The 10,374-nt window shown below is 33.9% G+C and carries 16 protein-coding genes and 1 pseudogene; 11 read left to right on the top strand and 6 right to left on the bottom strand.

Going from position 1 to position 10,374, the window contains the following annotated elements:
- Window positions 1–199 (top strand): annotated as a pseudogene (locus AC1DTM_RS12520) (argininosuccinate lyase); the annotation flags it as partial.
- 58 nt (window positions 200–257) lie between these two features.
- Here AC1DTM_RS12520 and AC1DTM_RS12515 read toward each other — a convergent pair.
- Complete coding sequence (locus AC1DTM_RS12515; protein WP_477000278.1) at window positions 258–824, bottom strand: DinB family protein; 567 nt, start codon at window positions 822–824, stop codon at window positions 258–260.
- 97 nt (window positions 825–921) lie between these two features.
- On the bottom strand, window positions 922–1,101 hold the full coding sequence (locus AC1DTM_RS12510) for a hypothetical protein (protein ID WP_002112241.1): 180 nt from the start codon (window positions 1,099–1,101) through the stop codon (window positions 922–924).
- 95 nt (window positions 1,102–1,196) lie between these two features.
- Between AC1DTM_RS12510 and AC1DTM_RS12505 the strand changes: the two genes are divergently transcribed.
- Window positions 1,197–1,901 carry a hypothetical protein gene (locus tag AC1DTM_RS12505; protein WP_016106342.1) on the top strand — a complete coding sequence of 235 codons (705 nt, stop codon included), beginning with the start codon at window positions 1,197–1,199 and terminating at the stop codon, window positions 1,899–1,901.
- Window positions 1,902–1,944: 43 nt separating this feature from the next.
- Here the strand turns inward: AC1DTM_RS12505 and AC1DTM_RS12500 are convergent, their stop codons facing one another.
- Window positions 1,945–2,403: a universal stress protein gene (locus AC1DTM_RS12500; RefSeq protein ID WP_002112239.1), complete on the bottom strand. Its 459-nt coding sequence runs from the start codon at window positions 2,401–2,403 to the stop codon at window positions 1,945–1,947.
- A gap of 146 nt (window positions 2,404–2,549) precedes the next feature.
- Here AC1DTM_RS12500 and AC1DTM_RS12495 point away from each other — a divergent pair, with 146 nt between their 5' ends.
- Both AC1DTM_RS12495 and ald read left to right on the top strand, forming a co-directional pair.
- Entirely contained in the window at window positions 2,550–3,341 is a 792-nt protein-coding gene (locus AC1DTM_RS12495) for an SDR family oxidoreductase (protein ID WP_033714931.1), read from the top strand.
- 213 nt (window positions 3,342–3,554) lie between these two features.
- Window positions 3,555–4,688, top strand: a complete 1,134-nt coding sequence (gene ald / locus AC1DTM_RS12490; RefSeq protein ID WP_002145405.1) for an alanine dehydrogenase — start codon at window positions 3,555–3,557, stop codon at window positions 4,686–4,688.
- A gap of 51 nt (window positions 4,689–4,739) precedes the next feature.
- Here the strand turns inward: ald and AC1DTM_RS12485 are convergent, their stop codons facing one another.
- Both AC1DTM_RS12485 and AC1DTM_RS12480 read right to left on the bottom strand, forming a co-directional pair.
- Window positions 4,740–5,165, bottom strand: a complete 426-nt coding sequence (locus tag AC1DTM_RS12485) for a hypothetical protein (protein WP_016106341.1) — start codon at window positions 5,163–5,165, stop codon at window positions 4,740–4,742.
- Window positions 5,162–5,425: a helix-turn-helix transcriptional regulator gene (locus AC1DTM_RS12480; RefSeq protein ID WP_002003636.1), complete on the bottom strand. Its 264-nt coding sequence runs from the start codon at window positions 5,423–5,425 to the stop codon at window positions 5,162–5,164. Before AC1DTM_RS12480 ends, AC1DTM_RS12485 begins: the two co-directional genes overlap by 4 nt.
- A 122-nt stretch (window positions 5,426–5,547) precedes the next feature.
- Between AC1DTM_RS12480 and AC1DTM_RS12475 the strand changes: the two genes are divergently transcribed.
- From AC1DTM_RS12475 to AC1DTM_RS12450, 6 genes are all read left to right on the top strand, one after another.
- Window positions 5,548–5,880, top strand: a complete 333-nt coding sequence (locus tag AC1DTM_RS12475) for a cupin domain-containing protein (RefSeq protein WP_016106340.1) — start codon at window positions 5,548–5,550, stop codon at window positions 5,878–5,880.
- Window positions 5,877–6,671 carry a GNAT family N-acetyltransferase gene (locus tag AC1DTM_RS12470; RefSeq protein WP_016106339.1) on the top strand — a complete coding sequence of 265 codons (795 nt, stop codon included), beginning with the start codon at window positions 5,877–5,879 and terminating at the stop codon, window positions 6,669–6,671. The genes AC1DTM_RS12475 and AC1DTM_RS12470 overlap by 4 nt, the downstream gene beginning before the upstream one ends.
- Window positions 6,672–6,673: 2 nt before the next feature.
- Window positions 6,674–7,018, top strand: coding sequence for a DUF6176 family protein (locus AC1DTM_RS12465; protein ID WP_016106338.1), 345 nt, complete (start codon window positions 6,674–6,676; stop codon window positions 7,016–7,018).
- 121 nt (window positions 7,019–7,139) lie between these two features.
- The gene (locus tag AC1DTM_RS12460; protein WP_016106337.1) at window positions 7,140–7,649 is read left to right on the top strand and encodes an RNA polymerase sigma factor; all 510 of its coding nucleotides are present in this window, start codon (window positions 7,140–7,142) and stop codon (window positions 7,647–7,649) included.
- Window positions 7,630–8,643 carry an anti sigma factor C-terminal domain-containing protein gene (locus AC1DTM_RS12455; RefSeq protein ID WP_199715234.1) on the top strand — a complete coding sequence of 338 codons (1,014 nt, stop codon included), beginning with the start codon at window positions 7,630–7,632 and terminating at the stop codon, window positions 8,641–8,643. The genes AC1DTM_RS12460 and AC1DTM_RS12455 overlap by 20 nt, the downstream gene beginning before the upstream one ends.
- 63 nt (window positions 8,644–8,706) lie before the next feature.
- Window positions 8,707–8,913, top strand: coding sequence for a hypothetical protein (locus tag AC1DTM_RS12450; RefSeq protein WP_016106335.1), 207 nt, complete (start codon window positions 8,707–8,709; stop codon window positions 8,911–8,913).
- A gap of 13 nt (window positions 8,914–8,926) precedes the next feature.
- Here AC1DTM_RS12450 and AC1DTM_RS12445 read toward each other — a convergent pair whose 3' ends face one another.
- Entirely contained in the window at window positions 8,927–9,757 is an 831-nt protein-coding gene (locus AC1DTM_RS12445) for a DUF2785 domain-containing protein (protein ID WP_016106334.1), read from the bottom strand.
- Between the two features lie 94 nt (window positions 9,758–9,851).
- On the opposite strand from AC1DTM_RS12445, the gene AC1DTM_RS12440 reads away from it, so the two are divergent.
- Entirely contained in the window at window positions 9,852–10,214 is a 363-nt protein-coding gene (locus AC1DTM_RS12440; RefSeq protein ID WP_016106333.1) for a DUF3221 domain-containing protein, read from the top strand.
- Window positions 10,215–10,374 lie beyond the last annotated feature (160 nt).

Genomic DNA, 10,374 nt, shown 5'->3' with positions numbered 1-10,374 from the left:
AAAAGGAATTTATTTATTAGATGTACCACTTGAAACGTATAAAGAAATGAGTCCGTTATTTGAAGAAGATTTATATGAAGTTCTTTCACCTTATGCAGCTGTAAAGCGTCGTAACAGTGCTGGCGGAACAGGGTTTGAACAAATTGAAAAAGCTTTGGAGAAGGCGAAGGGGTTAGCCATAGCGTTTGTTGGAAGTTAAATGATGTATGATATAGAAGGTAAGGTGCTTTTTTAGAAAGTACCTTACCTTTTTGTATTTAGATTTTTAGGTATGTATCTATCATTTCATAATTGTTTTTCATAATCATAAAATGATGCTTCTCATGAATCGCTAATAGTTGGATAGATTGAATAAGGTTAGGGTAGTGAGCAATTGGATCTAAAAATACGATATGTCCTGCAATATTTTCTTCTATATTTTGAACTAGTTTTTTTATTTCATCTGTTTCACTTGAAAGTAATTCTTCTAATTCGTTTACATTCATAGAGTAATAGACTTTTTTTGAAGGGATTAAAATCCAAGGAGCTTTCATTCCTTTGCCGTGTTTTTCTTTATATTCGGCATAAATATCATGTATGTCAGTTGCAAATGGGGCGTTTTTTCTTAGTTTGGCATAAGGAATAAGAGTGAAAGAGAATTTAATCKCTACTTTTAGCATTCTTGCAATTAAATATAAGTGATAAAAGTGTTCACCAATAGACCATTTTCCGTCCTCTTTCCTGTACCATAGTTGTTCGTGTGAAAGTGAATGAAGCTTAGGAAGGAACTGGTTTCTTTGCACATGTAATGTATGAAAATGTTTTGAGATATTTTCAGATTGCATATTTTGGTATCCTCCATTCTTTTTCCTAATTATAACATTTTTCGTATAGATTTAATTAAGCCTAGAACAATATGTTCTAGGCTTAAAGCTTCATCGATTAATCATACTTATGTCGACCTTCCGTAATTCGAATATACTCAATATCCATCAAATCTCTAAGTAATGCACCATTACTTACTTCCACACCATGTTTCTCTTTAAAATGTGTGCGGATCGTATCTAACATTTCGATTTCTTTCCCATTCACATCTAAAATAATACGTTCATAATCATCCATGTAGCACCCTCCTTTTCTAAACACATATATTTTGTCCGTCTATTACTAAAAAATGTATGTTAGTGTAATGTTAGAAAATAAGAAAGGAATGGAAAATGAGACGTATTTATTTTGTAGGGTTAATTTTGTATACGCTAATTGTATTACACGTTGCATTCCCAAAAATATTTACATTTGAGAATGTAAAAACAATACATATAGCAATATCTATCTTTACTTTATTTGTAGTAGATTGCTGTATTTCTGTATGGCTTTCTAGAAAAAAGAAAGTACAAGAAGTAAAAGATAAAAAAGAAATAGAACGGAAAAAGAGAAAACGTTCATTTTGGATGACAACGTATTGTTTTTCTTTAGTGATTGCTGCTGCATTTTTTAGTGAGCATATTCCACTAGAAAGATTGGATATTGAATTTTGGGCAATTGTATTTGCATGTTATTTTTTCATGCACTTTCTTCCTTATATGAAAGAAAAGCGTGGAGAAGAGGAAGATCCTATTGAAGAAGAAGCGAGAGAACAAGAGCATAAGAGAATAGAAGAGGAAATAAAGAAACTTGGGGAACAAAAGTGGTATTTAAAATCTAAAATCATATATGTTATTTGTTTTATTACGCCGCCAATTGGTTATTTGTATGTTTTCTTACTTCGTAAAAAAATGACAGAAGATGCAAAGCAAGCATACTTAGCGATAGCGACGTTAATGATGGCGCTATGGTCTTTGAAGTTCCTTCCGCCTTATGTGTTTGCAGTTGTCATTGTTGTTGTAGCTTGTTTCGTATTTGTAGTGAAATATGTGAAATGAAAAACACCAAGCCCATGTGGACTTGGTGTTTTTTTATTATAAATTAAAGATCACCTTGCTCCTCATCACCACGAACAACAAGGACATCGCATTTCGCATAGCGAATAATATGTTCAGAGACGCTACCAATTAGGAAACGCTCAACAGCATTTAAACCAGTTGCACCACACATAATTAAGTCTACTTTATTGTTTGGAGCAATTTCTTTTGAAATTTTAGATTTAGGATTACCGAATTCTAATACAGTTTCAATGTTTTCAAGGCCAGCTTCAAGCGCAGTTTTTTTGTAGTCTTCTAATAAGTCTTCTGCAAATAGATTTGCACGTTCAGCAATTGCTCGGCTATACGCCTCTACTGCTGAGTATGCTTTTACATCAACGATATGAGCAATTGTTAATGTTGCATTGTTTCGTTTTGCGACTTGAATTGCCTTTTTAAAGGCTTTTTCTGCTTCTTTAGAACCGTCCACCGCGATTAAAATATTTGTATATGTATTATTCATAGTAAATTCCTCCCAATCATTTTTATAACTGTTTACAACTTAATTATAAAACAAATTATGGTAATGTGCCTGTTAAAACGTTACAGAATTTTGAAAACTTTGTTTCAATTCATTTTAGTTGTAATTGGAGCGAGAACTTGTTACATATGAAGTATGGCAATTTAAAAGGAGGCAGTTTTGTGAGACATGCGCTCATTACAGCCGGTACGAAAGGTTTAGGAAAGAAAGTAACAGAAAAGCTATTGGCTAAAGGATATTCAGTAACAGTAACGTATCATAGCGATATAACTGCTATGGAAACGATGAAAGAAACATATAAAAATATGGAAGACCGTCTACAGTTCGTGCAAGCTGATGTCACGAAAAAGGAAGATTTACATAAAATAGTAGAAGAAGCGATGAGCCGTTTTGGCAAAATTGACTTTTTAATTAATAATGCTGGTCCTTACGTATTTGAAAGGAAAAAATTAGTCGATTACGAAGAAGACGAATGGAATGAAATGATCCAGGGTAATTTAACAGCGGTGTTTCATTTATTAAAACTTGTCGTACCGATTATGAGAAACCAGCAATTTGGCCGTATTATTAACTATGGATTTCAAGGGGCAGATAGCGCACCTGGATGGATTTATCGTTCAGCCTTTGCGGCTGCGAAAGTAGGACTTGTTTCATTAACGAAAACAGTAGCTTACGAAGAGGCGGAATATGGTATTACTGCGAATATGGTTTGCCCTGGTGATATAATTGGTGAAATGAAAGAAGCAACGATTGAAGAAGCGCGAAATCTGAAAGGTAGTAACACACCAATTGGTAGATCTGGAACAGGCGAAGATATTGCAAGAACCATTTCGTTTTTATGTGAGGACGATTCTGATATGATTACTGGTACGATTATTGAAGTAACAGGCGCTGTTGATGTTATTCATAGACATCGATAGAATTAAATAAAGTGAAGTTTCGAATAATTGGACAGTTTATCCTTTATACTGAGAGGTACGGATAATACTGTCCTTTAATGTAAGATTAAATCTATCGGAAAACCTGTATTATTTTTTGTCAAATATTGAGATATTATGTTAGAATATAAGAGCGTAGAAAGCGCTTTAAAAAATGATTCAGGGGTCATTTCATAACTCAAGGGGGAACTAATAATGCGTATCGGTATTCCAACAGAAATTAAAAACAATGAAAACCGTGTGGCAATGACGCCAGCGGGAGCTGTACATTTAGTACAAAATGGTCATGAAGTTTTTGTTCAAAAAGGATCAGGTGTAGGATCAGGCTTTACAGATGAAGAATACGTACAAGCTGGTGCGAAACTTGTTGAAACTGCTGAAGAAGCATGGAATCAAGATATGGTTATGAAGGTAAAAGAGCCAGTTGCAAGTGAATACGGTTATTTCCGTGAAGGTTTAATTTTATTCACATATTTACACTTAGCTCCAGAGCCAGAATTAACAAAAGCATTAATTGATAACAAAGTGGTATCAATTGCATACGAAACAGTACAGTTAGACAATCGTTCTTTACCATTACTTGCACCAATGAGTGAAGTTGCAGGTCGTATGTCTGCGCAAATCGGTGCACAGTTCCTTGAGAAAAACAAAGGCGGAAAAGGTATTTTACTTGCAGGTGTTCCAGGGGTTAAGCGCGGTAAAGTAACAATTATCGGCGGTGGTCAAGCTGGTACAAACGCAGCGAAAATTGCAGTAGGTTTAGGTGCAGATGTAACAATCATCGACTTAAGTGCAGAACGTCTTCGTCAATTAGATGATATTTTTGGAAACCAAGTAAAAACGTTAATGTCTAACCCGTACAACATTGCAGAAGCTGTAAGAGAATCTGATCTTGTAATCGGTGCAGTATTAATCCCAGGTGCAAAAGCGCCAAAACTTGTAACAGAAGAAATGATTCAATCAATGGAACCAGGTTCTGTCGTTGTAGATATTGCGATTGACCAAGGTGGTATTTTCGAAACAACTGACCGTATTACAACTCATGACAACCCAACTTATGAGAAATATGGTGTTGTTCACTATGCAGTTGCAAATATGCCAGGTGCGGTTCCACGTACATCAACTCTTGCATTAACAAACGTAACAGTACCATATGCAGTACAAATTGCTAACAAAGGCTACAAAGAAGCTTGCCTAGGCAACGCTGCATTATTAAAAGGTATTAACACATTAGATGGCTATGTAACATTCGAAGCAGTTGCAGAAGCGCACGGCTTACAATACGCTGATGCGAAAGAGCTTCTTGAAAAAGCTCCTGCTTTATCATAATAGAAATAAAATAAAGACCTTTCCTATGAAGGAAGGGTCTTTTTGTTTAAACTAATTATCTAATTTCTTTACAATTTTCAAGCCGAACATCATTGTGAAGAAAAGAATTCCAAACAAGTAATACAGGGCATACTCTACTCGTATCGTCGAATTTTTGTCAGTAATATATAAAATAAATAGTATCGCAGAGCCGATTAAATGAGAGAGACCAAAAATTTGCGCCATAAGCTTTAAACTCATTTTCTCAATTCGTTCATCTATCGCAGGTAATGGGTATTTCTCGGACTCTTTCTTTTTTTTCTTAAAGAATATTCGTTTCACTACAAATAGTACCAAGGCTAAGAGTATGTATACGCCAGCGAATAGAAGGACAGAACGAATCTTTTCTTCATCACTACTATTGAAATAAAGGAAAATCGATCCTAACATTAAAATGGTAAGATGTGAAATGAATTCTTGATTAAAAGTATTTTTCATTCTTTTTCCTCCCCAGTTTTGTCTAATTGAAATAAATCTTCTACTTTACAGTTAAAAAACTCACATAATTTCAATGCTAATTCTAAACTTGGGTTGTATTTATTCTTCTCGATAGCGATGAGGGATTGTCTAGTGATTTGAACAGAGGAAGCTAATTGCTCTTGGGTGATGTCTCTAACGACACGGAATTGTTTCACTTTATTTTTAATCAAATATACAAAGTCTCCTTTTTGTAAATTTGTTACATTTATAATATCCATTTATAGGTAAAAAGCAAATGAAACTTTACGAGAAATCTCGCTTGTTACAATGTGTATTTTTGTGATAATTTGGAATTAAACGAGAAATGAAAATCGATAGAAGGAATTGGGTGGGGAGAACTATGGAAACAGTAAATCTATTAGAATTAATAAAAGATATTAAAGACCAACATAAAAACTTCGTCGTTTCAAATGTGAATAGTCATTGCTTACGAATTGCTGTGTTTACTGGTGAATATGATTGGCACTATCATTCTAATTCGGATGAATTATTCATTGTGTTAGAGGGGGAATTACTTATTGATTTTCAAAATAGAGAAACAGCAGTTTTAAAGCTGAACGATTCCATTTTAATTCCAGCAGGAACAATTCATAGAACGAGAGCATTAAAGAGAACGGTAAATCTTTGTTTTGAAAATATAGAGGCGGATACGGTTATTGTGGAGGTCGTATGAGAAGGTTAGAGATTGAAGAATACGATACAGTAATTCCACTTTTAGAAGGGAATCAACGAACAACGACTTTTGCGTATGCAGTTTGTGATCAAAACATAAATGGTGAGATTTTTATAAATGAGAAATTAACAGCAGGACTAATCGTCACCACTAATGGTATTTATTATTTGTTTGGTGACACTCAAGACCAAAGTTATAACGAAGATTTATTTTCGTATATAAAAACAGTCATTGAAAAAACAGAGAAACGATTTACACTGTTCACTTCGAGTGAAGAGTGGGAAATGATGATTGAAGAGTACTTTAGTAATGCATTTCGGAACCTCCCACGAACGACATTTCAATTTCAAAGAGAAGTTTTTGAAGATAGAAAAATAGAATTAAACAAAAATACATATGAAATTAAACGTATTGATAAAAGTGATATAGAACGAAGTAATGAATTTACAGAGGATTATTACAAAGAATATTGGGGATCAAAAGAAGTGTTTTTGAATAATGGCTTTGGATTTTGTATAGAACAAGATGGGATAATTATAGCTGAATGCGTCTCAATATTTAGAGGGAATAGTTTTGCTGAAATTGATATTGCAACGCATGAAGTGCATCAAGGGAAAGGGTTAGCCCAAGCTGTCGCAACACATTTCATTGAACATTGCATGCAAAACGATATTACACCGTGCTGGGATTGTAATGTAGACAATATTCCTTCGCAAAAATTAGCTAGTAAATTAAGTTTTCATAATCCAATAGAATATAGTTTGTTTGTACGTAAGAGAACGGGGGAATAAAAATGAATGTGGAGTTAACGAGATTTAAAGTGAAACAAGGTAAAAGTCATCGTGTAGATGAATGGATGCAGCTTCTTAATGACAATATGAAAGAAGTGCTTTTGACATTAAACGACGAAAAGATGTATGTAGAGACAATTTTCCGGGAAATAAGAGATGGAGAAGAGTACTTATATTGGTATTCTGTGCAAGGAGAAGGTGGTACTCTTGTCGAAAATTCTCATCATGAAATTGATAAAAGGCATTTGGAGTTTTGGTATGAATGTATTGATGAGGAAGCGCCGTCTGTTGATATGAAAACAGAAGTCGTTATGATTCAAGATGTTGTGAAGGAAGCGATGAAATAATAGAATAGTATTTTTGAGAGGAGCACATCAAAAGGGATGTGCTTATTATTATGAAATTTTTTTAGAAAAGCTGTATACATTTTACGCTCTCAAACGTTGAGTATATAGAAAGGAGAGCAGAATGAGCCATGATGCGTTTGAATCGTTATTAATAGAGAAATCAAAAGCTGTGTTTGGATACTTAATTAAGATTGGGGCAGATAGAAAAGAAGCGGAAGATATTGTGCAAGATACGTTGTATAAAGCCTTACTACTTATGGGGGAAATACCGTTAGAGCATTTAACACCATGGTTATTTAGAGTTGCGATCAATCAGCACCGAGATTTACACCGGAAAGAAAAAAGACTAAATCCAATTGCGATTGAATCTGTTGTTCTTATTGGTCAAAAGTCATTAGATGAAGTGCTTTTGACAAGTGAACTGCAAGGAGAAGTACAGGAAATATTGGAGACGATGACAGAGGATTATCGTCATATATTATTGCTGAAATATGAGTATGAACTATCTTATAAAGAAATTGCCATTTTATTAAGTATGAAAGAAGAAACAGTGAAAACGAGTTTGTACCGTGCAAGAAATCAATTTAAAAAATTGTATAGGAGGAGAAATGATGAGTCGGAAGGACTTTGATTTGAATATGGATGATAAGCAGATGAAGACTTTGATGAAGAGAGCGAAGAGGAAGCAGTTTTGGCGAAACTGGCTTATTTCTATTTGTGCGTCCATGATTGTTATAGTAGGTCTGTTTTTGGGAGCAACGTATTTTTCTCAACAAACGTTTAGAAAAATGGAAAGAGAAATGAATGCACTACATAAGGTTCAAGGCCCTAATATTCGTTTCAGTGGGAGCATGTATTTAAGTCTCGGTGTGACAGGAAGTACGGTAATATATAATTCTTATAAAAATATAGCCGGTCAACCAGTAAAATGGATAAATGATATATACGAATCAGGTATCTGGGATTATAGTATGAAGCACTATAATGGTGAACTTGTTAGTTTAGATGAGGAGAAAAGGGATGAAGAGGCTATTGCGATACCAGATTATAATGTACAAACAATGCAAAGAGAGATGAGATTTTATCTACCTTTTGTTAATTATAAAAATTATGTAGATGATCTGAAAAATATCGGGGAGTTGCAAAATAAGGTTGCAGAAGTGGCCCTATCTTTTGATAAACCATATTCAACTGAACAAATTGTTGAGATGCTTCCAAAAGATATACAAACAGTTTGGTTTTGGGTAGATACATACAATGAAAAGAAAAGCGATTCTTATGTAGGGTTAAAAGATCCTAAAAGTGGTGCAATACTAAATGCTGAAATGGCTGGTAATGTTTTTGGGTTTGCAGGAAGTTATGCAAAGGCAAAAGAAGATGTGAGAAACGATTTAACAATAAATTCAAAAGAGTTTCTGTACCAAATGAAGTATTTAGCAAAAAATAGTGAAGGTATACCAAGTGATTATTTTGAACAATATTATAAAGAAATAAAAAACACCAACCCAAAAGATTTACCAATATATGGTGTAGTCGTAACGGGGAAAACAGAGGATTTACAAGGTTTACAAGGAGCACCATATATTAAGGCGGCTGTAAGAGGCGTAACAGTTGAGAAATATTGATTACAATTAATTAATATGAATAATCAGAAAACTCGTGTTATAATATGGGAAAAGGAGGCTTATATGAGGCAAATACATGGAGCAATTTATATTTACATAACAATATTTTTCGTAGGAGCATCTTATGGTTTAGGGCATGTGTATTCGCATCCTGTATTAACCTTTTTGAGCGGAGCATGTATGGTGATTGCGTTTCTTGTCCACCTTTTCTCAGTTTGGATCGTGAAATTTCAAATAAATATTAGTGAAATAGAAGAAGGCACTTTTTGAGTGGCCTTCTTTTTTAGTAATAATATTTATGAAGTTCTTGTAGTGATTTTTCAATTTCACGTTCAGTTTTTTTACATATAGACATTGTACGTAATTTGAAAAATAAGCTGCGCAAGAAAGATTTTATATTTCCGTATAGAAATTCGTACGATTTAATATGTAGTGTTGGTTTTTGAACTTGTAATTGAGCTACTAAATTATGAAGGGCTAATATGAGTACCTCTTCCTCTAGACCATTTTGTAGCATTGCGACAATCGGATAAACGATACGCTCATCTTCTTCATATTTGTAATAGATGGAATGGACACAAACTTTGTTTAATAAAGTTTGTAGTATTTCTTCATGATGTAAAGTTTCCAGTTTAGGATTATTAACAAGCGCTTCAAATGTATCTGAAGCATGAGCGACACTATGTGCCCAGCCACGTTCTTGGACATAGCCTCGTAAGTCATGCTCTTTGTTCATATATAGAATTAATTTATCTTTTACATTTGAAATATCAGTCTGTGATAAGAAATTATGATTGGTATCCGCATCTATAATGAGGGCGATTAATAATGTTGTAAATGCACGGGTAAATACAGCGTCATCGTCATCTGTATGAATTTTATAGAATAAATAGTTTTCACTGATGCTTTCTGATAATAGTTTCTGTAAGTGGGTGTGTGAAATATAGTCCTTCTTGATTAGATGATAAAAAGTAGAGTAAATGAGTTTGTCTCTTAAATAGCTATCGGTAACACCGATATGTTGAAGCATACTGGAACTTAAGGAATCAATATGAATTGTGTTAGCCATTATGTAATTATTAGTACGAATTTCTTCTAACTGTTGTTGTAACATATAAATCCTCCTAATTTAGAAAATTCTGTATATTAATAGTATAATGAGAGGAAGGAATAGACAAGAAATAAGTGCTTTTGAATGGAGAGTCATTATGAAGAGAGCATTATTCTTTTTTATTAGTATTTTCTTTTTAGGAAGTTGTTCGAATTCGTATGTTACTTTTTCTGGAGAGAGCAAAAATCGGACGGGGCAATATAAAGGGTATGTCATATTAAGAAATGACACGGTGTTTTTTGTCGGTGATAAAACGTTTGAAACAAAAGTAGAGTTGCAAAATTATATGGAACAACAAATGAATAAAGAGCATCCATCAGATACAGTCTTGAGCTTTAAGGATAAAAACGCATATGATCAATTAAAAACAGGGGATAAAATAAATGTATGGTCTTCTCAAATACTTGAAAGCTACCCAGCAAAAATGATTGTAGAGAAATTTGAACTAGTAGAGAAATAGAAAAAGGTAGCGATCAAGCTACCTTTTTTATCCCGCATTAACGGGCAGTAARACTCCCAYCTCAAAATTAGGCTGGAGCAAAGAAGTTAGGTCGGAGATCAACTGCCCGTAAACGCCCGATTGGTGAAGGCTAATAATCAGTGGGGGATGAACAAAACCC

Source organism: Bacillus sp. P4_D3 (assembly GCF_056401855.1).
This window is presented reverse-complemented; position numbering and strand designations above follow the sequence as displayed.